Source organism: Candidatus Amarobacter glycogenicus, from assembly GCF_016704105.1.
Classification (GTDB): Bacteria; Chloroflexota; Dehalococcoidia; order Tepidiformales; family Tepidiformaceae; genus Amarobacter; species Amarobacter glycogenicus.
Genome location: NZ_JADJAT010000022.1, coordinates 33,157 through 56,953, shown reverse-complemented (window position 1 = coordinate 56,953; position 23,797 = coordinate 33,157). Strand labels below are relative to the sequence as shown.

24 protein-coding genes are annotated in these 23,797 nt (G+C 66.4%); 11 read left to right on the top strand and 13 right to left on the bottom strand.

Annotated features, from left to right (window positions below; translation table 11 throughout):
- Nucleotides 1-3 precede the first annotated feature (3 nt).
- Both IPG14_RS17605 and IPG14_RS17600 read right to left on the bottom strand, forming a co-directional pair.
- Nucleotides 4-1,332 (bottom strand): acetyl-CoA hydrolase/transferase C-terminal domain-containing protein, encoded by a 1,329-nt coding sequence (locus tag IPG14_RS17605; RefSeq protein WP_343392690.1) that lies wholly within the window; start codon nt 1,330-1,332, stop codon nt 4-6.
- A 93-nt stretch (nt 1,333-1,425) separates the two neighbouring features.
- Nucleotides 1,426-1,950, bottom strand: coding sequence for an HNH endonuclease (locus IPG14_RS17600; protein WP_343392689.1), 525 nt, complete (start codon nt 1,948-1,950; stop codon nt 1,426-1,428).
- Between the two features lie 154 nt (nt 1,951-2,104).
- Here IPG14_RS17600 and IPG14_RS17595 point away from each other — a divergent pair, with 154 nt between their 5' ends.
- Nucleotides 2,105-3,115 (top strand): PHP domain-containing protein, encoded by a 1,011-nt coding sequence (locus IPG14_RS17595; RefSeq protein ID WP_343392688.1) that lies wholly within the window; start codon nt 2,105-2,107, stop codon nt 3,113-3,115.
- Here IPG14_RS17595 and IPG14_RS17590 read toward each other — a convergent pair.
- Together IPG14_RS17590 and IPG14_RS17585 are read right to left on the bottom strand one after the other, a co-directional pair.
- The gene (locus IPG14_RS17590) at nt 3,112-3,660 is read right to left on the bottom strand and encodes a histidine phosphatase family protein (protein WP_343392687.1); all 549 of its coding nucleotides are present in this window, start codon (nt 3,658-3,660) and stop codon (nt 3,112-3,114) included. The two genes, IPG14_RS17595 and IPG14_RS17590, sit on opposite strands and share 4 nt — an antisense overlap.
- Nucleotides 3,661-3,663: 3 nt before the next feature.
- The gene (locus IPG14_RS17585) at nt 3,664-4,575 is read right to left on the bottom strand and encodes a radical SAM protein (protein ID WP_343392686.1); all 912 of its coding nucleotides are present in this window, start codon (nt 4,573-4,575) and stop codon (nt 3,664-3,666) included.
- 229 nt (nt 4,576-4,804) lie between these two features.
- On the opposite strand from IPG14_RS17585, the gene IPG14_RS17580 reads away from it, so the two are divergent.
- Complete coding sequence (locus IPG14_RS17580; RefSeq protein ID WP_343389428.1) at nt 4,805-5,665, top strand: crotonase/enoyl-CoA hydratase family protein; 861 nt, start codon at nt 4,805-4,807, stop codon at nt 5,663-5,665.
- A gap of 18 nt (nt 5,666-5,683) precedes the next feature.
- Here the strand turns inward: IPG14_RS17580 and IPG14_RS17575 are convergent, their stop codons facing one another.
- Entirely contained in the window at nt 5,684-6,250 is a 567-nt protein-coding gene (locus tag IPG14_RS17575) for a DsbA family protein (RefSeq protein WP_343389492.1), read from the bottom strand.
- 139 nt (nt 6,251-6,389) lie between these two features.
- On the opposite strand from IPG14_RS17575, the gene IPG14_RS17570 reads away from it, so the two are divergent.
- Nucleotides 6,390-7,274 (top strand): PhzF family phenazine biosynthesis protein, encoded by an 885-nt coding sequence (locus IPG14_RS17570; RefSeq protein ID WP_343392685.1) that lies wholly within the window; start codon nt 6,390-6,392, stop codon nt 7,272-7,274.
- 143 nt (nt 7,275-7,417) lie between these two features.
- Complete coding sequence (locus IPG14_RS17565; RefSeq protein ID WP_343385674.1) at nt 7,418-8,185, top strand: DUF4386 family protein; 768 nt, start codon at nt 7,418-7,420, stop codon at nt 8,183-8,185.
- Here the strand turns inward: IPG14_RS17565 and IPG14_RS17560 are convergent.
- A complete protein-coding gene (locus IPG14_RS17560) occupies nt 8,182-9,486 on the bottom strand; it encodes an MFS transporter (protein WP_343389431.1) in 1,305 nt (434 codons plus the stop codon). The two genes, IPG14_RS17565 and IPG14_RS17560, sit on opposite strands and share 4 nt — an antisense overlap.
- Nucleotides 9,487-9,571: 85 nt before the next feature.
- On the opposite strand from IPG14_RS17560, the gene IPG14_RS17555 reads away from it, so the two are divergent.
- Entirely contained in the window at nt 9,572-11,881 is a 2,310-nt protein-coding gene (locus IPG14_RS17555; protein WP_343392684.1) for a CoA transferase, read from the top strand.
- A complete protein-coding gene (locus tag IPG14_RS17550; RefSeq protein ID WP_343385677.1) occupies nt 11,878-12,219 on the top strand; it encodes a hypothetical protein in 342 nt (113 codons plus the stop codon). Before IPG14_RS17555 ends, IPG14_RS17550 begins: the two co-directional genes overlap by 4 nt.
- On the opposite strand, the gene IPG14_RS17545 is transcribed toward IPG14_RS17550, so the two are convergent.
- Entirely contained in the window at nt 12,216-12,668 is a 453-nt protein-coding gene (locus tag IPG14_RS17545; protein WP_343385678.1) for a pyridoxamine 5'-phosphate oxidase family protein, read from the bottom strand. The two genes, IPG14_RS17550 and IPG14_RS17545, sit on opposite strands and share 4 nt — an antisense overlap.
- 116 nt (nt 12,669-12,784) lie before the next feature.
- On the opposite strand from IPG14_RS17545, the gene IPG14_RS17540 reads away from it, so the two are divergent.
- Together IPG14_RS17540 and IPG14_RS17535 are read left to right on the top strand one after the other, a co-directional pair.
- Complete coding sequence (locus IPG14_RS17540; RefSeq protein ID WP_343385679.1) at nt 12,785-13,327, top strand: hypothetical protein; 543 nt, start codon at nt 12,785-12,787, stop codon at nt 13,325-13,327.
- Nucleotides 13,324-13,932, top strand: coding sequence for a mismatch-specific DNA-glycosylase (locus tag IPG14_RS17535; RefSeq protein ID WP_343392683.1), 609 nt, complete (start codon nt 13,324-13,326; stop codon nt 13,930-13,932). The genes IPG14_RS17540 and IPG14_RS17535 overlap by 4 nt, the downstream gene beginning before the upstream one ends.
- On the opposite strand, the gene IPG14_RS17530 is transcribed toward IPG14_RS17535, so the two are convergent.
- The 3 genes from IPG14_RS17530 to IPG14_RS17520 are packed head-to-tail and all read right to left on the bottom strand — an operon-like array spanning nt 13,859 to nt 16,399.
- Complete coding sequence (locus tag IPG14_RS17530; RefSeq protein WP_343392682.1) at nt 13,859-14,611, bottom strand: ABC transporter permease; 753 nt, start codon at nt 14,609-14,611, stop codon at nt 13,859-13,861. The two genes, IPG14_RS17535 and IPG14_RS17530, sit on opposite strands and share 74 nt — an antisense overlap.
- An 8-nt stretch (nt 14,612-14,619) precedes the next feature.
- Entirely contained in the window at nt 14,620-15,357 is a 738-nt protein-coding gene (locus tag IPG14_RS17525) for an ABC transporter ATP-binding protein (RefSeq protein ID WP_343392681.1), read from the bottom strand.
- A gap of 13 nt (nt 15,358-15,370) precedes the next feature.
- A complete protein-coding gene (locus tag IPG14_RS17520; protein ID WP_343392680.1) occupies nt 15,371-16,399 on the bottom strand; it encodes an ABC transporter substrate-binding protein in 1,029 nt (342 codons plus the stop codon).
- Nucleotides 16,400-16,512: 113 nt separating this feature from the next.
- Between IPG14_RS17520 and IPG14_RS17515 the strand changes: the two genes are divergently transcribed.
- From IPG14_RS17515 to IPG14_RS17505, 3 genes are all read left to right on the top strand, one after another.
- Nucleotides 16,513-17,208 carry a ubiquinone/menaquinone biosynthesis methyltransferase gene (locus tag IPG14_RS17515; protein ID WP_343392679.1) on the top strand — a complete coding sequence of 232 codons (696 nt, stop codon included), beginning with the start codon at nt 16,513-16,515 and terminating at the stop codon, nt 17,206-17,208.
- Nucleotides 17,205-18,107, top strand: a complete 903-nt coding sequence (locus IPG14_RS17510) for a 1,4-dihydroxy-2-naphthoate polyprenyltransferase (RefSeq protein ID WP_343392678.1) — start codon at nt 17,205-17,207, stop codon at nt 18,105-18,107. Before IPG14_RS17515 ends, IPG14_RS17510 begins: the two co-directional genes overlap by 4 nt.
- Before the next feature lie 91 nt (nt 18,108-18,198).
- Complete coding sequence (locus IPG14_RS17505; RefSeq protein WP_343385686.1) at nt 18,199-19,239, top strand: MBL fold metallo-hydrolase; 1,041 nt, start codon at nt 18,199-18,201, stop codon at nt 19,237-19,239.
- Between the two features lie 33 nt (nt 19,240-19,272).
- On the opposite strand, the gene IPG14_RS17500 is transcribed toward IPG14_RS17505, so the two are convergent.
- From IPG14_RS17500 to IPG14_RS17490, 3 genes are all read right to left on the bottom strand, one after another.
- Nucleotides 19,273-20,577 carry an MFS transporter gene (locus IPG14_RS17500; RefSeq protein WP_343392677.1) on the bottom strand — a complete coding sequence of 435 codons (1,305 nt, stop codon included), beginning with the start codon at nt 20,575-20,577 and terminating at the stop codon, nt 19,273-19,275.
- Nucleotides 20,578-20,643: 66 nt separating this feature from the next.
- On the bottom strand, nt 20,644-22,374 hold the full coding sequence (locus IPG14_RS17495; protein WP_343392676.1) for an alpha/beta fold hydrolase: 1,731 nt from the start codon (nt 22,372-22,374) through the stop codon (nt 20,644-20,646).
- Between the two features lie 19 nt (nt 22,375-22,393).
- Nucleotides 22,394-23,746, bottom strand: coding sequence for an adenylate/guanylate cyclase domain-containing protein (locus IPG14_RS17490; protein WP_343392675.1), 1,353 nt, complete (start codon nt 23,744-23,746; stop codon nt 22,394-22,396).
- Nucleotides 23,747-23,797 lie beyond the last annotated feature (51 nt).

The following is a 23,797-nucleotide window of genomic DNA, read 5'->3' as shown; positions in this document are numbered from 1 at the left end:
GCATCAGATGGCGATGCCGTAGAGCCGCAACGCGTCCTTCTTCAGTTCCGCATGGAAGTCCGGGTGGGCGACCGAGATGAGTTCGCCGATGCGTTCGCGGACAGACTTGCCTCGCAGCCGGGCGATCCCCTGTTCGGTGACCACGTAGTCGACGAAGCCGCGGTGGACTGTTTGCACGGTCCCGGGAGGGTGGCCGCCGACGATGCGCGTTGCCCTCTCCCCGTTCACCAGCGAACTGGATGGCAAGACGATCACCGAACCCCCTGCCGCGGTCGACGCACCAACTGCGAAAGCCGCCTGGCCACCTGTACCGCTGAACAGGGCCGCCCCCAGCGTCTCCGAGGAGACGTTGCCGGTCAGGTCGACGGCCATGGCGTTGTTCACTGCTACGAAGTTCTCGATCTGCAGGAGCAGCCTCAGGTCATCGGTGTGGGTGAAGTCGTACAGTTCGTAGACGGCGTTTCCGTCGATCCGCCTGAGGTCCTCAGGCGGTACCTGCCCCACGGCGCTGGCCACGACCTTGCCGGCGTGATGCGGCTTGTTCCGGCCGGTGATGACGCCCTTCTCGACGAGATCCGGGATGCCGCCCGGCAAGAGCTCGGTGTGCACGCCGAGTTCGTGGCGTTCTTCGAGGAAGGCCGGCAGTGCCGCCGACACATCGCCGATCCCAAACTGGAGTGTGCAGCCGTCGTAGACGATTTCGTGCGCCACAAGTGAGCAGATGACCTGCGCCGCCACCTCGGTCTCTTCGCTGCGAGGGGGAATGGGGGCGACCGCGGGCGGCAGCGTGTACTCGCAGACTCGCTCGAAGCGCGAGATGTGGATGCGGTTGTCGCCCCCGGTCCGGATGAAACCCTCGTGGATCTCCCCGATGAGGCGCGACGCGAGCTTCGCCACCGTCGGCCCGAAGAAGACGCCGCTGCCGAAGGAACACCAGCCGTCTTCGTCCGGCGGCGAAATCGGGATCATCGCCGCATCGATCCGCGCGATGCCAGGAGGCATCACGCCCTCGCGGAACTGCGACACCGGGACGTACTCCATCCGGCCCTCCCGGACTGCCGCCCGGTCGAACGGGCTGGCATAGGCGGTAACGACCGTGAAGTTGGCGAGGTTCTCGGGCGTGTCCCACTTATACGGAGTGAGAAACGAGACGATGGTGACGTCGTGCAGCTCGGGGCCGCGGGCAGCGAGGGCGCCACAGAGTTGGGGTGGCACCGATGTCCATCCGCCGGCCCAGACGGTGTCGCCGTCTCGGATGGTCGCGACAGCCTCCCCGGGGGAAACGAGTTTGCCGGCGGTGCGCGACCGCCAATCGGCAGCAGTTTGGGTCATGGGGGAACCTCGATAGACGTGAGCTATCGCGACTATAGGGCGTACGGGAGGGCATCGAGAAGGGGGTTTGTTCGCCTGCCGGGATGCCTGCCGTTAGCCAGCCAGTTGCCCTTCCCAACCGGGGACGAACTTCCGCCACTCTTCCTGCGCACCGAGATACGGGAAGAACGCGTGGTAGACCGAGACCCGGGGTACGTGCGGCTGGACGGCCATAGCCATGCGGGCTTCCTGGGGAGTACGGCCGGCCTTCTTGTGATTACACGCCCGGCAGGCGCTCACGAGGTTCTCCCAGGTGTGCGGACCGCCCCGGTGACGCGGCATCACGTGGTCCAGCGTCAGGTCCCGCGTCTGGCGGCCACAGTACACGCACTCCCAGCCGTCACGCGCGAAGATCTCCTTCCGCGTCAGGCGGATCTTTGGGCGAGGCCGGCGGATCATGTGGACAAGGCGGATGACCGAGGGGAGAACGAAACTGCTACTGGCGGTGTGGATGGCCGCCGCCGCCGCTTCGATGATTTCCGCCTTCCCGCGGAACACAAGGACGAGCGCGCGCCGCACGTTGCACACATTGAGCGGCTCGTAGTTCTGGTTAAGCACGAGGACGGATGACACATCCATACCCACGCCCGCCTTTGCACGATCCTAACAAACGCGAAAGCGGGTGCGCAATTTTCCGCGGCCGATGTAAACCCCGGCGGCCATTCCGCCGCCACGCGCGTTACACGGACGCTCCGGCCCCGGCTGGCTACACACTGCCGGGTATGCTTGGCGGGTGGGACCAACGGCCGCGCTGAAGCGCATCGCTTTCCTGCTCGAACGGGCGAACGAACCCGAGTACCGCGTCAAGGCGTTCCGCGGGGCGGCGGCGGCCATCGCCGCCCTCTCGCCGGACGAACTGGCGGACATGTCTGCGAAGGGATCGCTCAAGTCACTCAAAGGCGTGGGTGATGTCACCGCGAAAGTCATCGGCGAGTCGCTGGCGGGCGAGGTCCCGGCTTACCTGGCGAAGCTCGAAACAGCTTCGGACTGGCCACCGGCCGGGGGCCGGGCTCTCCGCGCCGCCCTGCGCGGCGACTGCCACGTCCACTCGGACTGGTCCGATGGCGGCTCGCCCATCCGCGAGATGGCGGAGGCGGCGATCGCGCTGGGCCACGAGTACATGGTGCTCAGCGACCATTCGCCGCGCCTGACCGTCGCCCGCGGACTCACGGCCGAGCGTCTCCGGGCCCAGCTCGACGTGGTCGCTGAACTGAACGCCGAACTCGCACCGTTCCGCATCCTCACCGGAATCGAGGTCGACATCCTGGATGACGGCGCGCTCGACCAGGAGCCCGAACTGCTGGCCCGCCTCGATATCGTCGTCGCCAGCCTCCACAGCAAGCTGCGGATGGAGCGCGAGGCGATGACGAGGCGAATGGTGATGGCGGTCGCCAACCCGAACATGGATATCCTGGGGCACTGCACCGGGCGCTACGTGGCCGGGAAGAACCGGCCAGAATCCGAATTCGACGCCGAACTGGTCTTCGAAGCCTGCCGCCAGTTCGGCAAGGCCGTGGAGATTAACTCCCGGCCGGAGCGGCTCGATCCGCCTCGCCGGTTGCTCAGCCTCGCACTCGAACTGGGATGCCTCTTCGCGGTCGATTCGGATGCGCACGCGCCGGGACAACTCGACTGGCAGCCTTACGGATGCGACCGGGCCGAGCAATGCGGCGTCCCGGCAGAGCGGATCGTGAACACCCGCCCTGCGCATGAATTGCTGGAGTGGGCCCGGAGCCACACCTAGGCGAAAGGCGCCTCGAGTGTGTACTCCCATCCCGGCTGCCACTCGAAAGGGGCAGCGACGAGGTCCTCAATCCGCTTGCCGTGGAGCAGGACATCGAGCGCCCACTTGTTCGCAGAGTGCGCGATTACGCAGAGCCGTCTGCCATCGAATTGGCGGGCGATGTCGGTCAGGAAGTCGCGCGTCTCCGCGATCACGTCCAGGTAGCTCTGGCCCGCCGGGAAAGGCAGCTCGATGTGTTGGGCCCGTACCCGGTTGAGTTCGGCGGCCGGCGCTCCATTGAACGTCCCGTAATCGCACTCACGCAGGCGCGAGTCGTAGTTGATGTTGATGTTGCTCCCGGCGAAGGCGATCGTCGCTGTCTCGGCGGCGCGCGCCAGGTCCGAGACAAACACGGCCGAGAGGTTGTCGTTGCGGCGGCGCTCGCCGAGTTCGCACGCCAGCCGCCGGCCCTCCTTCGAAAGCTGTCCGGGCAGCCAGCCGGTCGCTATTCCGGCCTCGTTGTCCGTCGTTATCGAATGGGTTTCGTAGACGAGTGATACGGTCACCCGTTAAGCATCCTCGGGAGTCCCCGCCATCCGGTGATGGTAGCCGTTGAACACCGCGTAGGCGCCGCAACGGGTGCAATCGACGTTGTTGCCGTAGCAGCAGAATGTCCGCTCGAAGTTGCCGCCTTCGCCCATGTACAGCGGCAGCATCCTGCGCAAGCCACAAGTTTCGCCGTGCGCCCCCGTCGCTTCCAGGCAGCGGTCCGACTTCATCAGTTCGAGTGCGGCGATATTCGACTTCACGCGGTCGGGATGCTTGCGCTTGACCGCGATCACCTGGTCGATCACGCGGTCGCGGTCGCGCAGGTCCGGCCAGCCGAGATTCGTCTCATCGTCGACGCTGGGAACGTAGAAGGTGAAGGCGATGCCGGTGACTGGCCAGTCCTTGACCTCCTCGACGAACGCCTCGATTCCGGGAGCGTTCTCGCGCGTGACGGTCATCTGGAGCATCACGGTCGTCCCGTCGTTCGGGTCGCGGGCGAAGACCGCCTCTTTCACCTTTTCGAAGACGCCTTCACCCCGGATCGGGTCGTTCATCGCCTTCGGCCCGTCGAGCGAGACGGTAACGAGATGCCCGGGGACCGACGGTATGCCGTATGTGCCGTTGGTCACGATCGAGGACTGCTGGAAGAGCGGCATCGCCTGGAGGACGAGGTTCTTCCGGATCATGGGCTCGCCGCCCATGAACAACATGGACCTGATGTGATGCTTGTCCCGGAGCCGTTCGAGCTGGGCGAGCATTGTCGCGTCGTCCATCTTGTCCTTCGGCTTATTCGGGTTGTCGGCGCGGAACACGAAGCAGTGGCGGCACGAGAGATTGCAAACGTTGGTGACGTTCACGAGCGCACCGGGAAAGTCCCGGTCGCCGAAGTCGGTGGGCTCGCGGATGTCGCTGACAGGGACGAAGCTGCTCACGGTGGGCCTCCGGGAAGCACGCGATTGCCCACAAGATACACCGCCTGCAAGGGGATCGGAGACGCAATTTTCGATGGGGGCTGTCAGCGGCTGAGCGCGCGGGGCGGCCTGGGCATCAGCCGGGGCTGAGCGCCGTCGCCGGGGCCGGAGTTGAGGACCGTTGCCAGGTGGGCAGCCGGCCGGTCGGGTGGGTTCGACATCCTCTCCCGGAGGGGACAGAATCCCGCCCATGTCTTACGAACACATCGCCTACGAAGCCACCGATGGCGTGCTGACGATCACGCTGGACCGGCCTGAGCAACTCAACGCCTTCACGGGCACGATGCTGAAGGAGCTGACCGACGCCTTCGACCGCGCGGACAGTGACGACGCCGTTCGGGCGATCATCGTCACCGGGCGAGGCCGGGGGTTCTGCGCCGGCGCCGACCTTTCGGGCGGGCCCGACACCTTCAATGCGTCGTCTCGCGGCCGGACAACCGACATCCAGCAAAACCGGGACGGCGGCGGCCAGCTCACCCTGCGGATCTTCGAGTTGAAGAAGCCGATCATTGCCGCCATCAATGGTCCGGCCGTCGGAGTCGGCATCACGATGACGCTGGCGATGGACGTGCGGCTTGCCTCGGAGACCGCGCGGATGGGCTTCGTTTTCGCAAAGCGCGGGATCGTCCCCGAAGCCTGCAGTTCCTGGTTCCTCCCGCGCATCGTCGGCATCTCCCAGGCGATGGAGTGGGTGTCGACCGGGCGCGTCTTCGATGCGTCCGAAGCACTCGCCGGCAGGCTCGTGAAGGCTGTGCACGCGCCGGGGGACTTGCTCCCCGCTGCCAACAGGCTGGCGCGCGAGATCGCCGACAATACCGCCCCTGTCTCGGTTGCGCTGTGCCGCCAGCTGATGTGGCGGGGCCTCGTGGCCGACCACCCGATGGAGGCGCACATGGCGGATTCGCGCGGCATCCTCCTGATGGGCCAGAGCGCCGACGTGAGAGAGGGCGTCGCCTCGTTCCTCGAGAAGCGCAAGCCCGAATTCAGGATGAGCGTCGCGAACGACCTTCCAGACCTGTTCCCGTTCTACAAGGCGCCGGAGTTCGCGTAACCGTCCGGGCCGGCGGGTTCAGGCTCCCGGCTGCGTCTTTGGCTCTTTGCCGAGTTTCTTCATCATCGACTCGAAGACGTTGTAGTCCTGCGCGCCAACAACGGCCCAGCGGTCGGCGATGATGAACGTCGGCACACCGGTGACCCCGGCCTGCCGCGCCCAATCGATGCCGTCATCCACCTGCTGGCGGAAGGCGCCGGTCTCGAGTGCTTCGCGGAGGGCCGGACCGTCGAGGCCCGCTGTTTCGGCGATGCGGACGATGGTGTCGATGGCCCCGATGTCCTCAAGGTCATCGAAGTAGGCCTTGAACATCGCCCGGTGGAAGGCTTCGGCCGCGGGCGTCTCGGCGGCGAACTCCGCCGCTTCCAGGGCGAGGTGAGAGTTCGAGGTCCATGTGCGCCCGCGCGAGAAGTGCAGGCCGAGTTCCTCGCCCATCGCCTCGATGCGTGTCGGCGGGTCGTCCGGCCGGGTCTGCGGTTTGCGTGGCTTGCCTTCGGGCGGCGTCGATGGGTCCAGGAAGTAGGGCGCCCAGCGCACTTCAACGTCGTATTCGCGCTGCAATCGTTCGACCCCAACGAGGCCGATGTAGCACCACGGTCAGACGAAATCGGAGACGACGAGCAGCGAGACCGGGCCCTCAACGGGCTCAATGGTTGTCATGGACGCAGTATACCGGCCGCGAGTGGTTCGTCTCGATGAAGAATCGCGCGGCTACACTCATCCGATGCGCAAGTACCGCTTCGTCCAGGTCGATGTGTTCACGAACCGGCCCTTCGGAGGTAACCAGCTGGCGGTCTTTCCAGAGGCGGAGGGGATCGCCGATGCAGAGATGCAGGCCATCGCCCGCGAGATGAATTTCTCCGAAACGACCTTTGTGCTGCCGCCCACCGACCCGGACCATGACGCCCGCGTACGCATTTTCACGCCCGGCCAGGAATTGCCGATGGCCGGCCACCCAACCGTTGGGACCGGCTTCGTCCTCGGGGCCGAACGCGGGAAGGCCGACCTGGTGTTTGAACTCGGCGTGGGACCGACACCGGTGTCGGTCGAGGTCACGAACGGCATGGCGGGCCGGGCGACGATGCAGCAGCGCGTCCCGAACTACTGGGAGGCGGCGGCCAACCGGGAGGAGGCCGCGTCGCTGGTCTCACTCGGCGCCGAGGCTGTGCACGCTTCGCTCCCGATCCTGAACGGCGGAGCCGGGGTGGACTACCTCTATGTCCCGCTACGGGACCGCAACGACCTGGCTGCGGCCCGGCCCGACGCTGCCGCGATGACGCGCTACTTTGGCGATGCGTTCCACAAGGCGGTCTACCTCTTCTCGATCGAACGGGACGCCGAAAGCGACGTCCGCGGCCGAATGTTCTTCCTGGTGAACGGCGCCACCCTCGAAGACCCCGCGACCGGGAGTGCAGCCGGACCACTCGCCGGTTACCTGGTGAACCAGGGAGTGCTCCCACCGGGCAGCATCCGCCTTCGACAGGGACACGAAATGGGCCGCCCAAGCGACATCGAGGTGACTGTCACCGGGGCTGCGGACGCTATCACCCGGGTCACCGTGGGCGGGGGAGTGGTGAAGGTTGCGGAGGGCACGCTCTTCCTCCCGTAGGGTCAGCCGCCGGGGCCTGCTTGACCGCAGCCGCACGTGCAGCGGGCGGTGGCTGTGTTTCCAGTCGTCGGTGGACTCGGGCTCTTGACGCCGGTTTGTTAAGGTATAGATTGTTCCTATCACTGACATAGGAGTGAACTCCGTTGTTCCAGTCGAACCGGCAACTGCTCATCCTCAGCGGCCTCCTCGGGATCGTGATCGCGATCGTGGGCCAGGCCATCACTCTCGGTTCTCCGACCATCGACGAGAGCGGCGGCGAGATGGCGACCTGGTTGGCCGACAACCGTGCCCTGGCACTGACCGGGTCGTACCTCCTCGGCCTGGGGATCGCCCTGACGATCCCCCTCCTGGTTGTCATCTATTCGCGGCTGCGGGCGGCTGAAGGCGGAGCCGCCATGATGAGCGCTACCTTCCTGCTGACCTCCCTCGCCGCTATCGCCATCGTCCTCGTCGCCCTGGGCACATTCGCGGTCGGCGCGTATCGGGCTGACAGTGTCACCGGCGACACTGCCGGACTGACACGAGACCTGGCGTGGGGGATCCTGGCGCTCTCGGCTTTCCCGGCAGCAATCGCGATGCTCGCGGCCGCCCGGCTGATTCTCCAGACGCATGCACTCCCCGCGTACATCGGCTACCTCGGGATCCTCGGTGCGGTCCTTCATCTGGCAAGCGCCGCCGCGTTCGACACGGGCAGTGGGTGGAACCTTCAGAATGGCAGCGGGGTGGCCGAGATCAGCTTCTACCTCTTCCTGGTCACCGCCGGCATCGCGCTCCTCCGGCAGCGTGAAGAGGAGTTCACGGTCGTCGGTCTCGCTGCCGCGGCAATGCTCAGCGAGATGGGCACGGTCGTGTCCGGAGCTGCCATCGTCGAAGGCACGACGTCGGCCGGGACTGCCCGCCAGACAAACTAACTCGCCGCCTGCTGCACATCCGCTGGCGCTGCCCCGTCGCCCTCCTCGTTCGAGGAGGGCGATGCCGGGTGGGGTGTTATCCGGTAGGCGCGCAGTTCGGGCAGCTTCGCCCAGACGATGCCCACGACAGCGAGACACCCGATCCCGCCGCTGACGATGGCAAACGTTGCGTTCGTCACGGCCGCCACCAGTCCGGACTCGACCGCACCGAGCTGGTTCGATGCGCCGATGAACAGCATGTTCACGCTGCTCACCCGGCCCCGCAGCTCATCCGGGGTGCTCAACTGCACGGCCGTTTGCCGCAGCACCACGCTCACCTGGTCCGCCATCCCGATGAACATGTACGTCGCGACGGAAAGGTAGATGTTCCGTGAGAGCCCGAACACAATCGTGCCAAGCCCGAAGAGCGCGACGGTGACGATGAGCACGCGACCCGCCTGCTTGATCGGCGGAAGGACGACGAGCGAGAGCGCCATGAGCAGTGCTCCCGCCTCGAGAGATGCCGAAAGCACGCCGTATCCCTTCGGCCCCACCTCCAGGATGTCCTTCGCGACCACGGGCAAGAGGGCTGTTGCTCCCCCGAAGATCACCGCGAACATATCCAGTGTCATCGCCCCGAGAAGGACCTGTCGGTGGGTGACGAACTGCACGCCTTCCTTGATGGCCGCGAAACTCACCGCGCGCCGGGCGCCCTCTGCGGGTGCGGTCCGCAGCACCGAAAGTCCGGCCAGCGAACCCGCGATGAGCGCCATGTGGACTGCGTAGGACGAATCGACCCCGAAGAACCCGATCAGGAGACCGCCAACCGCCGGGCCGGTGACGAACCCCAGCGACTGGATGGTTGAACTCACGATGATCGCGTTCTGGAACGCGGCCTTGCTCACCACCTGCGGAAGGAGCGCCTGGCGAGCCGGGTTCTCGAAGGCGGCAGCGAGCGCGATCAGGAGCACGAGGCCGTAGAAGAGCGGGAGTTCCGTGAAGCCGTTTATCGTCGCCAGGAACAGCGTTGCGGAGCACAGCAGTGGGATGGTCTGGGCGGCCATGACGATCCTGCGCCGGTCATGGCTATCGGCGAACGCTCCGCCGACGAGGCTCAGCCCGAGGGATGGCACGAAGCGGGCCAGCCCGAGCATGGCCAGCTGGAAGGCCGATCCGGAGATCTCGTACACCTGCCAGGCGATCGACGCGTTCAGCAGCGTCATCGCAACGGTCGCCAGCAGCCGGCCCACCGCGTAGATCGCGAAGTTGGGCTGGCGAAGAGCCTGGAGCGGATCGTGGCGTTGGTGGTCGGGGTCAGTCACGCGCGTTGAGGAATCGTGGCCGCGCAGGCGGGGCCGGTCAACCGGCGTGTTCGCCGGCGGCCGAAACCTGCTACCTTTCCCGGCCATGTCAGCCCTGAGTGATGTCGTCGTCCTCGAGTTCGCCCGCGGCGTCGCCGGCCCGTACTGTGGCCGTCTCCTCGCCGACCTCGGCGCTACCGTCATCAAGTTCGAACCGCCCGGCGGTGACCCGCTCCGCCTGGCGGGACCGTTGGCGGGCGGCGAAAGCGCCTTCTTCAACTACCTGAACGCCGGCAAGCTCAGCTTCGTCGCACCGGCTGTGGCTGCGGTGCCTCCGGAGGCACTGAAACGGGCTGACATCGTCGTACACGACTTGCTCGGGATCGAGGCCGAACGCCTGGAGCGCATGGCAACCGCGGCGAACCCGGCCGCCGTTGTCGTTTCACTTTCGCCGTACGGCCGCTCGGGGGAGAAGAGCGACTGGCAGGCGACGCCGTTCACGGAATGGGCCACGAGCGGGTTCTTCTACTTTGCCGGGGACCCGGCCCGAGAGCCGCTTTCGCTGCCCGGCCACCAGGCGGAGTTCCATGCGGGCCTCCACGCGGGCGTCGCGGCGATGGCCGGGCTGCGACATGCGCGCGAAACGGGTGAGGGCCAGCGCGTCGAGATCTCCCACCAGGAAGCGTGCCTCAACGACCACGCCTGGCTCACCACAATGTGGACTCACCAGGGCGCCGTCCAACGCCGAAACGGGAGCCTCTACGCTCGCTGCGCCGACGGCTGGGTCTACATCTTCAACCTCGCGGCTTACCCCAACCTGTTCGTCCTGATGGAGCGGTTCGACCTCCTGGAGGATGAAGGGCTGCAGCTCCCGGTGAACTGGGCCGCGCGCTTCCCCGAGGTCTTCGCAGCCTTTGAAGCGTGGTGCGCGACGCGGACGAAACACGAAATCTATCACTCTTGCCAGGAGCTGAGAATTGCGGCGTCGCCGGTGAACACCATGGCCGATGTTGCGGCGAGCGAACAGCTCGCAGCACGGGAGTGGTTCGGTAAGGTCGCAGCGGGCGGACAGACGTTTACCGGGCCTGGTTTTCCCTACAAGCTCATGGGCACCCCCTGCGAGCCTCCAGGGCGGGCGCCCGCGCTCGGGGAGCACGATGATTTCTCCTGGGATGCCCTACCCCCACCACCCGCCGAACGGGCATCCGAAACCGGGGACCGGACATCGGCCGGCCCCCTCTCCGGTCTCCGGGTCATTGAGCTGACCGCGAACTGGGCGGGGCCCATCGCCGCGCGCCACTTCGCGGACCTCGGCGCCGACGTCGTCAAGATCGAGCTGCAGACGAAACCGGCGACGCGCGCGCTCATCTACCCGGGCGATGACATCTGGCCAGACTTCTTCAACCGGGCGGGCTACTTCAACAAGCTCAACCGAAACAAGCGCGGCATCGCGCTGGACCTTTCGAAACCGAAGGGGAAGGAGCTGTTCATCGAGCTGGTGAAGCAGTCGGATGTCGTGCTCGAGAACAACGCCGCCCGCGTCATGGCCCAGCTGGGGCTCGACTACCCTGTACTCAGCGCAGCGAACCCCGGGATCGTGATGTGCTCGCTCTCCGGTTACGGGGGCACCGGCCCCGAGCGAGCCTACTCCGCCTACGGCAGCAACATCGAGACGACGAGCGGGCTCGGCAGCATCCTTGGATACGACGAGACGCGCTTCTTCGGGACGGGCAGCTTCTATGCCGACCCGGTCTCCGGGAACCACGCCACCGTCGCCATCCTCGCGGCGCTGCACGCACGCCGGACCACCGGAAAGGGGCAGTGGATCGACATGGCCCTGCTCGAAGCGGTTGAACCGTTCCTCGCCCAGGATTTCCTGCGGTACTCCGTCACGGGCGAATCCCCGGTGCCCAAGGGATCACAGTGGGGCGAAGGCTACGTCCTGCAGGGCGCCTTTCCGGCGGCGGGCAAGGATTGCTGGCTGGCCGTGACCATCCGCGATAACGCGGAACTCGCCCGGCTCGCCACGATTACGGGAGGCGCCGGCGAGGATGCCCTTCGCGCCTGGCTGATAACCCGCAACCACCTCGTAGCGGCCGATGAACTGCAGCGCGCTGGGCTCGCAGCGGCGCCCGTGATGGCGAACTGGGAACTGTTCGCCGACAACCACCTGAACGACCGCGGCTACTTCGTGCCCGTCCGCCACGCCCTCGCCGGGACGCGGATGTTCCCCGGTTTCGCATGGCGGTTCGACAAGACGCCGGCAACGATTCGCCGTGCAGCACCGATGTTCGCCGAGCACAATGGCGAGGTGTTCAGTGAACTCCTGGGGATCTCCGGCGATGCTCTCAGCGCCCTCGTCGCAGAAGGCATCACCGGCGACCGCCCAATTTACGCCGGCGGGCCAGCCCTGTGAGCGCCGTGCTCGTACTTGTGCCGCGTTCGCTGGCCGCGCCCGCCCTCCCGGAAAGCGCGGCACTCGTCCACTTCCACACAGTCGTCGACGCGGTCGTCGCGCTGCGAGCCAGTGAAGCCCCGGCCATCCTCGTCACTGACGGTCTCGACCCGGAGGACCTGGATTCGCTCGCCGCGGTCCTGCGCGGGCGGGCGGCGCCATGCCTCGAGGTACGCCTGGCGGCCTGGGACGGCGAGACGCACTCGCCCGTTTCGGGCGTTTCCCGGGGAGTGCTCTCGGGATTCGGGGAAGCCGGCATCCGGAGGGGGATCGAATTCCTCGCGGGGCCGCGGGCTTAGCGGAATTCGACGACGTTGCGAGCGGGCTCGAAGCCCTTCATCAGCACCAGCCGCCGCGGCACCAGTCTGAAGAGGATGCCAGAGTCTGTGAAGACGGCGGCAATCCGGCTCTTTTCGGCCAGCTCGGCGAGGAGCCCCGGGTACCCCGGCTCATCCTTCGAGACTTCTTCCGCGCGGCCTTCGATAACGATCCGGTTGAAAGCTGTCCAGTCGCCGCGGATCACTTCACGGTTGTCGATGAGGAACGAAACCTCGGGCGTCGCCGCCATGTTCCTGGTGTGCTGGGGGCGGGAGTTACTTCCGAAGAGCACTTCACCCGTGGGGCGAAGGTGGAAGAGGACGAACGTGACGTAGGGGGTGCCGTCCTCCGCGTGAGTTGTGGCGAGAGTGCCGCCCGGCTGGTCCGCCGCGATCGCCGCCGCTGTGCTGAGGATTTCGTCGCGTTCCATCGTCCGGGATTCTACGCCGCGCACTCCGCTGGCGCTCGGCAGTCGAACGGCATCGCACCGCCGCACCATGGGCGCGCTCGTTGCTCATTGACCGGCGGTCGTTGCTCAATAGGGAGGTGACCCAACCAGTCCGCCGGCCGATTGAGCAACCCTCCGAAGAGCGGGGGAAGCGGGCGGGTTGCCTCACCTGGGGAGCCGTGCTGGGGGTCCTCGCCGGGATCATGGTCGGCGTCTATGCCCTCCCCCCCATCCTCAAGCACTACTACGGCGAGACCGTCGTCGGCGTGAACGAGACCTACCGGGCGGGCGGCAAGTCCATCATCCTGCTGGACGTCTCGCAGGCGTCGGATCCGCTCGGCGAAGCGGCCTCCGGCATGCGTCGCGAAGACTTCTTCGCCCACCTGGAAGTCCACAGCAACGACCCCTGGCAGCCGAAAGCCACGGACTTCACGCTCGAGTTCAAGGAACTGGATGACTGGCAGAAGGCCACCGAGGCTACCGTCGCGGGGCAACCGCTCACGACGATCATCGAACACCACGAGACGACGATCGAAGTCCACTGGGTCGTTGAATTCCCACCTGACGAGGTCACCTCGCTGACAGTCGAAGCCGTCCATCTCTCGGACCCGCGCGTGAAGTTCGAAGTAACCTGGCCATGACATGGGCGGGGCCAACGCTTCCACACCTGCTTCGGCCGGGCCTGCGCGTGGTCTTCATCGGATACAACCCCGCCATCTACTCCGCGGAAGCCGGGCACTACTACGCGCGGCCGGGAAACCGCTTCTGGCCGCAGTTAAGCGAATCGGGACTCGCCGGGCGCGACGTGCGGCCGGAAGATGACGAACTTCTGCCGGCAGAGGCCGGTATCGGCTTCACGGACCTCTGCTGCCGCCCGACGGTTCGGGCGGAACACCTCACCACCGCCGAAATCGCAGACGGCGCGGTTCGCCTGCACGCCGAGTTGCTCGAACACCAGCCCACCATCGCCTGTTTCAGCGGGCGCGGGATCTACCAGTTGTTCGGACGGCACGCCCTGGGACTGAGGGCGAAGGACCTCGTCCGGCGCGAATACGGCGCCCAGCCGGAGCGCATCGGCAAAACCGTCTCCTGGGTCATCCCCAGTTCGAGCGGGCTCGCCAGCAAGTGGCATCGGGAACGGCTGGAATGGCTCCACCGGCTGTCTGCCGCGCTTAGCGGCGCCACGGCACCGCCAGCCACTCCACCGCGAGGAGCGCCCAGGCAAGCAACACGCCAAGCGCCGTGACAGCGATGATGCCGGCATACATCGAGGGGAAGTCGAAGATCTGGTAGCTCAGCCAGATGCGCGCGCCAAGGCCGTCATTCGCGGCGAGGAACTCGGTCCCGACGATGACGATCAGGGCGAACCCCATCGCGACGCGCAAGCCAGCGAAGACGGCCGGCGCCGAAGCCGGGAGCAAGACGGTCGCCGCAAGCCGGACCTTCCCGGCGCCGAAGGCTCGCGCAGCATCGACGAAGATGCGGTCGACCTGTTCGACGCCGGAAAGCGCGCTGAAAAAGACGATGAAGAACACGCTGAAGGCCACCATGAACACCCGTGCCTCGTCGTTCAGGCCGAACGCGACAAGGACGAGCGGCAGCATCGCGATCCGGGGCACCACGTAGAGCGCAGTCGCGAGAGGGTAAAGGAGCTGGCGGATGGTCCGCGAAACGCCCGCTGCCAGCCCGACGGCCAGCCCGGGGGCCGCGCCGAGCGCGAAACCGGCGAGCAAGCGCCCCGTCGTGACGCGTGCGTCGTGTGGGAGTTTGCCGCCGCTCGCCTGGTCCCAGGTGCGCTGCATCACATCCCACGGCGCCGGGTAGAACAACGAGTTGATCCACTCGCGAGACGAGGCAACCTGCCAGAGAAGCACGAGTGCGACCGGCAGGATGAGGCCGATCGCGATGGCTCGAAGGACCCTCATGGGCGCGCTCATCCTTCGATCGCCTCGTACAGCTTTCGAAACGCCGCCGCGTAGCCCGGCTGTTCGCGCAGCCCTGCCTGGTGCCGGGGGCGCGCGAACGGGACTTCAGCCGTGAGCGCCACCCGCCCTGGCCGCGCCGAGAGCACGGAAACGCGGTCGGCCAGGGTGAGCGCTTCGTCGATGTCATGGGTGACGTAAAGCACAGTGCAGCGGCGATCGCGCCAGAGGTCGACGAGTTCCGCCTGCACGGCGATCTTCGTCTGGAAGTCCAGCGCGGAAAGCGGCTCGTCCATCAAGAGGAGCGGCGCTTCGACGGCGAACGCCCGCGCTATCGCGACCCGTTGGCGCATGCCCTCGGACAGCTGTCCCGGGAACGCCCGGGAGAACTGTTCGAGTCCGAGGCTCTTGAGAATGTCTCTTGCCCGCTCGGCCCGTTCCCGCCGCCCGACTCCGCGAAGCTTGAGCCCGTAAGCGACGTTCTCTTCGGCCCGAAGCCATGGGAAACAGGAATTCCCCTGGGGGACATAGGCAACCGAACCATCGCCCGGCAGGCGCGCTTCGCCGGCCGTCCGCGGAATGAGCCCGGCCAGTACCTTGATGAGGGTGGACTTGCCGCACCCGCTCGGGCCGAGGATGGCATGGAACGATCCTGGTTCGACCTCGAGGTCGAGCGCCTGCAGCGCGCGCACACCGCCCGCCCCACCGTAGTCGACGGTGAGGCCGCGGATGCTCAGCTCGCCGGACACGTCCATTGAGCTGCTATTTGGTCTTCATGAAGAGGCTGAAGTCCAGCTCGCCGTCATAGGTCAACAGGCCGAGCCCGCGAAAGAAGCGCTCCTGGTCGCGGAATCCTTCCAAATTCAGCTTGCCCTGCGGATCGTTGTACGGCCGCGCCGCCCGCTTGATGACATCCGCCGGGACCTGCGTGTATTTCTCCAGGATTGCGAGCGTTGCCGGGTCCTGCCAGCCCCCGTTCTCGAGGTCGGCGACCGCCTTCAGGTACGCGCGAAGGAATCCGGCCGCGAGTTCTGGGTTCTTCTTCGCCCAGGCCCGGTTCCAGTAGACACCGGTCGGCTGATCGCCGTTGACGAAGTCTTCGCTGAGGACCCGGACCAGGCCCTGGTCTTCCCCAAGCGTGGTGAAGGGCTCGCCGAGCATGGCCCCGTCGATGCTCTTGTTCTTCAGGGCAGCCGAGACTTCGGCGAACGAGACTGTCACCACCGTGACGTCCGTGTACTTCAGCCCACCGGCCTTCAGCGCGCGGTAGAGCCAGTACTCGATGGAGGCCCCGGGGGCGTTGATCGAGACCTTCTTGCCCTTGAGGTCACTGACCCTGGTAAGTTCCCCCGAGTCATACCGTTCTTTGCTCACGACCAGCGGGGTGGCAACAGGCGCCTTCTCGTGGTGGAGCGGGGCGACCACCTCGAACGGGACCTCTTTGCCCGACTTGATCGCCGCACCAGCGGCGTTGAAAAGCGAAACTCCGATGCCACCCGAACCGATGTCGAAGTTGCCGGCCGCGGTCTGGAGGAGCATGTCGGCCCCGCCCGCGATCCGTTCGAGCTTCAGTTCCAACCCTTCGTCGGCGAAGTACCCCTTCTCGATACCCACAAAGAAAGGGGCATCGATAAGGAAGGGTATGTACCCGACCGTGACCTGTGTGAGTTCTGCCGGCTTGCCCGTCCCGTCCGGGTTCGACGACTGCTCGCCGTCGTCGTCTTCGCCACCACAGGCGGCGGCCGCCAGGACGGCCATCATCGCAAAGAGCACAAGTATCCGACGCTTCATTCACTCCTCCAGGGATGCGGTTGTGTGTGAGGCCACCATCGCCCCTCGCGGTTCTCTGGAAAGTCAGCGCCCCTACCTCTCATAAGAAAGTTCCGAGCGAAGATGTGCCTGCTGTGAGCGTGCTCCCTGGCCCCGAAGAGAAAGCCGCCTCCGTCCGGGCGATGTTCGACCGGATCGCGCCGCGCTACGACCGCGTCAACCGGCTGATGACCTTCAGCGCCGATCAGCGATGGCGGCGTGAGCTGGTGGAACGCCTTGCCGTCGGGCCGGGGGACCGCGTCCTGGACCTCGCCTGCGGGACTGGAGACTTCGCCGAACATTGCCGCGGGCGCGCCGCACAGACAGTCGGACTCGACTTCTCGCGGGGGATGCTGATGGCCGCCGGCGAACGCACTCCCGGGCTCGGCCTCTGGGTCCAGGGAGACGCCCTGCGCCTGCCCTTCGCCGATGGCAGCTTCAGCGTGGCCGTTTCGGGCTTCGCCCTCCGGAACTTCACGGCCATCGAACCCGTCCTCCAGGAACTGGGACGCGTAATCCAACCGGGAGGACGCATCGGACTGCTCGAAGTAGACCGCCCGCGGAACGCCGTCATTCGCTTCGGGCACAGTCTCTATTTCGACCGGATGGTGCCAAGGATCGGTGGCTGGATCGGCCGCGACCCGGCGTACCGGTATCTCCCTCAATCGGCCGTTTACCTCCCAGCGGAGCAGGATATGGTGCGAATGCTGATGGCCGCCGGCTTCCGCCGAATCCAGAAGAAGCGCCCCATGCTTGGCGCGATCCAGGCCATCACCGCGGTGCGCGCGTGACCGCTGCCGCCGCTCCCGCTGCCGGGCGGTTCGCAGCCTGGAAGATGGCCGTGCGCCTTCCCACGCTCACCGCGGCGGTCACGCCGGTCCTCGTGGGCTCGGCAGCCGCGTTTCACGACGACGCGTTCGCGGCCGGGCCCGCATTCGGAGCGCTGCTCGGCGCCCTCGCGCTCCAGGTCGGGGCCAACTTCGCAAATGACGTCTTCGATTTCGAACGGGGCGCCGACACCTCCGAGCGGCTTGGACCACCCCGGGCGACCCAGCTCGGACTGCTTTCGCCCACAAGGATGAAGCTCGGCATGTGGGCCGCCTTCGCGGTGGCGATGGCCTGCGGGGTCTATCTCACCGCCGTCGCCGGCTGGCCCGTCGTCGCCGTCGGCCTGGCAAGCATCGCCGGGGCCATCGTCTACACCGGTGGGCCGTGGCCGATTGGCTACCACGCCCTTGGTGACCTGTTCACGTTCGTCTTCTTCGGGCTCGTCGCCGTGATGGGCACGTACTTCGTCCAGGCGCGCGAGGTGACTGGCCTCGCCCTCCTGGCGGCGCTGCCGGTGGCATGCACGGTCACCTGCATCCTCGTCGTCAACAACCTGCGCGACATCGCGACCGACCGGAAAGCGGGCAAGACCACCCTGGGTGTCGTGATGGGCTACCGGGGGACGCGCCGCTGGTTCGGCATCCTCCTGCTGGCGGCCTGGGCCGCCATGGCTGCCGGCCTCCTGGCCGAGGCGCCGTTCGGGGCGGCGGCGCTCGGGGCGGGCATCCCCCTGGGCATTTTGGTGTACCGCCCCATCCATCGCGGGACCTCTGGACGAGACCTCAACCCCGTCCTGAAGGCGACCGCGCGCTACCACCTCGTGCTCGGCTTGCTCTGGGCCGGGGCATTGGCCGCCAGCTGACGAGGGGCGGCTCACCGCCCGTTCCTGTAGTATCGGCGAGCCGCCAACCGCGACCGCGGACGGCGAGCCACGAGAGGCCCGGGCGAACACCATGAAGATCATCGATGGCATCTACCAGCTGCTCACGCCCTTCCCACAGTTCACTTTCGAAGACGCCAAGATGCTGCGGCAGCAGCTCGAGGCGCACCCACGCGTCACCAAGGGCCTTCCCTATGTGCTCCCCTACCTGTTGAAGGACGGCGACGACACCGTCCTTGTCGACTGCGGCTGGAACACGGATAGCGCCTATGCCGCCCTCGAAGAGGGGATGAAGGAGCACGGCTCCCATCCGTCGGGCATCAACAAGCTCGTCGTCACCCATGTCCACCCCGACCATTACGGCATGGCCGGGCGGCTCAAGCAGCTATCGAGCTGCGAAGTCGTCCTCCACGAGAAAGACGCCGAAGTCATCACTGCCCGCTACTTCGCCCCTCGTGGGCTCGTCGACGAAATGGCGAAGTTCATGGAGGGCAATGGCGTCCCGCCGATGGACACCTCCGGGATGTCTCGCGGCTCCATGGGGATGATCGGCAACGTCGCCGCGGTCCCGCCGGATACCCAGGTCAAGGGTGGCGAGACCTTCAAAGTCGGAGACTTCGACTTCGAAATCATCTGGACGCCGGGACACTCCCCGGGGCACATCTGCCTGTATGAACCGAACCGGAAGATCCTGCTGACCGGCGACCATATCCTCCCCACGATCACCCCGAACGTCTCGATCAACACGCAGACCCACGGCAGCCCGCTCGGGGACTACATGCGTTCGCTCCATCTCCTCGTGGACCTCGATGTCGATATCGTCCTCCCGGCCCACGAGTTCGAAATCCATGACCTGAAGAAGCGGATCCACGAGATCGAAGGTCACCACGAGGAGCGGCTCAACGAGATGGTCAACTGCGTCGACTCAGGCGGTTCGACCGGCTGGGACGTGGCGGGCCGCGTGAAGTGGGCGACTGGCACGCTCAAGGACTTCGAACCCCACATGCAGCGCGCCGCCGTCGGGGAAACCCTCGCCCACCTGGAGTTCCTCTTCGAACAGGGCCGCCTGGCGAAGGTGATGCGGGGCAACCACCTCTACTGGCTCAAGGCATAGCAGAGGCGAGCCCGGCTACAGCGCGGCCCGGCACTACGCTTCCGCCAGCCGGCTCCGCCGTTCCGGCGGCGCGGGCTTCTTCGCGAGCATGAAGAACACGGACCCGGTGAGGGCTATCGCTGCCAGGATGTCGAACCCAATCCGGTAGTTGCCGGTACGGTCGTAAAGCAGGCCGGCGATGAGGGGGCCGCTGATCGTCCCGAGGATGATCACCACATTCGAGGCGCCCATGATCCGGCCGAATGCCGACCGTCCGAAGTAGTCCGCGCGGATGGCCGTCATCTGGGGGCCGCGCCAGCCCCAGGCCAGCCCGTGGACGACCGTGAAGGCGAGCACCATCCAGAAGTTCACGGCATGCGAGAGCAGGAGCAGGCCGATGCAATGCATCACCATGCAGGTCACCACGAGCAGCCTTTTGTTCACACGGTCGCCGAGCAGGCCGCCGCTGATGTTCCCGCACATGAAGACGAACGTGAGCATCAGGACCACCGTCGACGCCTGACCGAGGCTGTAGCCCTGGCTCTCCCGCACATGCGAAACCAGGTGCACACCCATCGACGAGACGACGAACAACGCGGACGTGTGGCCCAGCGCGATCCACCAGAAGGACGAGGTGCGGAGGGCCTCACCCAGCGTGAAGTCGGTCCCTCCGGGGCTAACGTCCGAGGCCGCGACGAGTGTCGCCTGGGTCCTGGGCGGGACGCCGTCGGGTTCGAGGCCCATGTCCTGCGGCCGGTGGCGGTACAACTGCGAGAGCGGCAAGCCCACCACCCACACCAGGACACCTGAGAGTATCGCCGTATTGCGCCACCCGAAGTTCTCCATCGAAAGCGCGGTGAGAGGCACCAGCATGCCCCCGAGACCGAACCCGGCGGAGGTCAGGCTGATCGCGGTCGCACGCCGCCGTTCGAACCAGTTCACGGCGGCCGTCGTGGCAGTCAGAAAGCCACACATGCTGGCCCCGGCGGCCATCACGAGGAACGCGCCGTAGAACGTCCACAGCGTCTGCACCTGGCTGAAAAGCATGAACCCGATCCCGAGGATCACCACGCCAAGGCGCGAGACTGCGCGCGGCCCGAAGCGATCGAGCATGAACCCGTGAAGCGGGCCAAGGATGCCGCTCTCCGCCTCCCGCAGGGATGAGGCGGCCGCGAGGCTCGTCTTGCTCCAGCCGAAATCATCGCGGAGAAGGACGACATAGGCGCCGTAGGCCTGGCCCATCAGGGCGGCGACCATCATCTGCAACCCGCCGCCCGCGAAGACGATCCACCAGCCGTAGAAGATCGTGCGCGGCCGCCAGATGCGCGCCGCCCCAGCTCGAGACGTGGCCTCGGCCAATCAATGCCTCCACGGGTGGGGTTAGGCCGAGTCTACGCGGTCAATCACTCAGGGCCACGGGCCACCTCAGTTCCGCCGGATGACAAGAACGGAAAGTGCTCCCGCCAGGAGCGCAGCGAGCACCGCGCCGGCCGCCCACAGGCCAACCGTGAGCGAGCCATCGTCCCGGGCGTCACCAGTTGCCGGCGGCCGGGGGGACTCGCGCGGCGACGCCGTCGGCGAGGCGGCGGCAGGCGTGCCCGCGCCCTCGGTCGGAGGGCTCGATGGCGTCGCCGTTGCCGATTGGCCCGGCGGGAGGGCCCCCGTGCCGCAGGTGGTGCCCGCGGCAGGCACCGCCAGAGCCAGGAGATAGGCGTTCACGAGGCTATCGATGCACTTGTTGCCCTGGGCGTAAATCGTGTGGCCTTCGCCACGATGAGTCACAAGGACGCCCGAATCGAGCTGTTCACTGAGTGCCTTGCCCCACTCATACGGAGTCGCCGGGTCGTTCGTCGTGGCGATGACCAGGATCGGCGGCGCGCCCTTGGCCTCAGGCGCCCGCACCGCGTCCGGCGCGGCCTGCCAGTAGGCGCATGTGAGGCCTGCGGTAGCGGCCGACCGCCCGAACGTCGGCGCCTGCTTCGCGAACTCATCGCCGAGGTTGCGGTATGCGTCCGGGTCCTTCGGGCATACCTGATCGACGTAGTTCACGGCAGCGTTGGCTTCGATGAGATTCGGATAGTCGCCGCTTCCATCGCGCTGAAGGTACTCGTCGGTGAGGTCCACCAGGCCGCTCCCATCGCCACCCTGGGCAGCGACCAGCGCTTGCGTCAGCGAATTCCAGCTGAAGGTGCTGTACATCGCCGAGATGATGCCGAGCTGGACTTCGCCCGGACCGGCGGGCCGGTCGGCGTCTTTCGAAGGGATGGGCTTCAGCTCCGCCCTCGCGATGATCGCCTCGACGGCTGTGCGCGGGTCGCCGTTCTTCGCCAGCGCGCAGGACTTCTCCTTGCAGTTGTCCAGGTAGGCCTGGAACGCCCGCTCGAACCCGATCATCTGGGTGAGGTTCACCTCGGCGAAGTCGAGCGAGAGGTTCGTCCCACCATCGAGGACCATCGCCCTGATCCGCCCCGGGAACATGTCGGCATAGACGGCGCCGAGCGAAGTGCCATACGAGTAGCCGACGTAGTTCAGCTTCTCTTCTCCGAGCGCCACCCGGATCGCATCCATGTCCCGGGCGACGTTCTTCGTACCGAGGTGGGGAAGAACCGCCCCGTACTTCTTCGCGCAGTTATCCGCGAACTCCTTCGATTCCGCCTTCGCTTCCTGCCATTCCGCTTCGGTATCCGGGTCGGGGTCTGCCGCGACCAGGTCCTGGAGGTTGTCGTGGCAAACCACCGGCGAACTATCACCAACTCCGCGCGGGTCGAACGAAACGAAGTCGAATCGGTCGCGCAGTTCGCTGGAGACGATCGAGCGCCAGATACGCATGAAGTCGTTGGCGGACGCGCCAGGGCCGCCAGGGTTCGCCAACAAGACACCGATGCGGCGCTCCGGGTCCCGCGCCTTGTAGCGGACGAGCGACAGTTCGATCGTTGCGCCATCCGGCTTCGCGTAGTCGAGGGGGACGGAAAGCGTGCCGCATTCGTTCTGGCCGCAGGCCTCCCAGTCGATGCTCGCATCGGAGGCCGCGCTGACGCTCGATTCGCCCGCATCGGAACAGGCCAGGGCGGTGAGGACGACCGCTATGAGGAAGAACGAGAAACGGCGCATACCTGAGAAGACGGTAGCAGGGCGGCCAATAACGAGGGTAAGCATGCGAAAGGCGTGGTGAAGGCTACCAGCGGAGTTCCCAGACGCGCACGGGATCTTCCAGGCCGCGGAGTGGTTGTTCGCCCCGGTCGTTGAACAAGAACCCCTTGCCCGCCACGAGTTCGCGTACCACGTTGGCGACCAGGATTTCGCCGCCTTCGGCAAGTGCAGCGATCCGCGCGGCCGCGATGACGGCAGTGCCGAAGAGGTCGTCGTCTTCCGCGATGGGTTCGCCGGCGTTGATTCCGACCCGCACACGGAGGCCGTTCGGCAGCCCCTCCGTTTCGGTGCCGAGCTCCTCGCGGAGGGCGCGTTGGAGGGTGGTCGCGCACTCCAGCGCACGCTGGGCAGAACCGAAGGACGCGAGGAACCCATCGCCCATGGACTTGACCTCGCTGCCTCCGTGGGCGCGGAGGGCGTCGCGGGTGATGCGCTCGTGCTCGCGCAAGAGCCGGCGGCCGCCCGCATCGCCGAGCCGGCGAAGGAGGTCGCCGTGCTGCTCGATATCGGTGAACAGGATCGTGCGGAAGGCGTTGCCGCTACGCAGGCCGAAGCGGGCCCGGTTTTCGGCCGCCGCGACCTCGAGGACGAAAGCGCGGACCGCCTCAACGACCGCGTTGTCCCAGGCAATTGGCGACTTCCCCGGCAGCACCGAAAGACGCGCATCGGCGATCGTCGAGACCAGTTGGCGAGCGGTATCGATGCGAAAGAACGGCGTGTCCATGCGGTGCATCACGAGGACCGGTACCTTCACTTCCGGTAACACCCCCTGGACATCGATGGCCGCCAACGCCGAACCTGCCGACTCGAACTCCGCGGCGGTCACGCTTTCGCGGATGAACTGCGCGATCCGGGAGGTTTGCTCGCCGTCGTCGAGACCGTTGAGTGCCGTCGCCATCAGGTTGGTGAAGAGGTGCCAATCGTGCCTGATCAGCGGGACAAGCGAGGTCCAGCCGGGCGAGGGCGCCGAAGTGGCCGGGCCAGCATTCGTGCGGAAGAGGGAGAGCGACGCGACGCGGTCCGGGTGTTTCACGGCGAAAACCAGGGCGACCTTACCGGCATCGTTCGCGGCGAACAGGTGCGCACGCTGGATCTCCAGCCGGTCGAGAACACCCATGAGGTCATGCTCGTAGGAGTCGAGCGAGACCCCGGCGAGCCCGCGCTCTGAGAGGCCGTGGTTCCGCTGGTCGAACCGGATTACCGTCGCCCATTCGGCGACATTCTCATAGGTGGCGCGGAATTCGGGGATGTCCCATTCGAACTGGATATTGCTGAAGCCGGGGGGATACATCAGGACGATGGGCACGCCATCGCCGAGCGCCCAGAAAGCAATGGAAGCTCCGTCTGAGGTTGGCGCGTACTGGATCCGTGGCAACATCCGCAGCGGCCTCCCCGAGCACGCATCCTAGCGCAACCGGGCAATCCCGCT

Excerpts from the sequence above, each read along its gene's own strand:
- IPG14_RS17605 (WP_343392690.1), bottom strand. The coding sequence starts at position 1,332 with ATGACCCAAACTGCTGCCGATTGGCGGTCGCGCACCGCCGGCAAACTC.
- IPG14_RS17600 (WP_343392689.1), bottom strand. The coding sequence starts at position 1,950 with ATGGATGTGTCATCCGTCCTCGTGCTTAACCAGAACTACGAGCCGCTC.
- IPG14_RS17580 (WP_343389428.1), top strand. The coding sequence starts at position 4,805 with ATGTCTTACGAACACATCGCCTACGAAGCCACCGATGGCGTGCTGACG.
- IPG14_RS17570 (WP_343392685.1), top strand. The coding sequence starts at position 6,390 with ATGCGCAAGTACCGCTTCGTCCAGGTCGATGTGTTCACGAACCGGCCC.
- IPG14_RS17555 (WP_343392684.1), top strand. The coding sequence starts at position 9,572 with ATGTCAGCCCTGAGTGATGTCGTCGTCCTCGAGTTCGCCCGCGGCGTC.
- IPG14_RS17545 (WP_343385678.1), bottom strand. The coding sequence starts at position 12,668 with ATGGAACGCGACGAAATCCTCAGCACAGCGGCGGCGATCGCGGCGGAC.
- IPG14_RS17535 (WP_343392683.1), top strand. The coding sequence starts at position 13,324 with ATGACATGGGCGGGGCCAACGCTTCCACACCTGCTTCGGCCGGGCCTG.
- IPG14_RS17530 (WP_343392682.1), bottom strand. The coding sequence starts at position 14,611 with ATGAGGGTCCTTCGAGCCATCGCGATCGGCCTCATCCTGCCGGTCGCA.
- IPG14_RS17520 (WP_343392680.1), bottom strand. The coding sequence starts at position 16,399 with ATGAAGCGTCGGATACTTGTGCTCTTTGCGATGATGGCCGTCCTGGCG.
- IPG14_RS17505 (WP_343385686.1), top strand. The coding sequence starts at position 18,199 with ATGAAGATCATCGATGGCATCTACCAGCTGCTCACGCCCTTCCCACAG.
- IPG14_RS17495 (WP_343392676.1), bottom strand. The coding sequence starts at position 22,374 with ATGCTTACCCTCGTTATTGGCCGCCCTGCTACCGTCTTCTCAGGTATG.
- IPG14_RS17490 (WP_343392675.1), bottom strand. The coding sequence starts at position 23,746 with ATGTTGCCACGGATCCAGTACGCGCCAACCTCAGACGGAGCTTCCATT.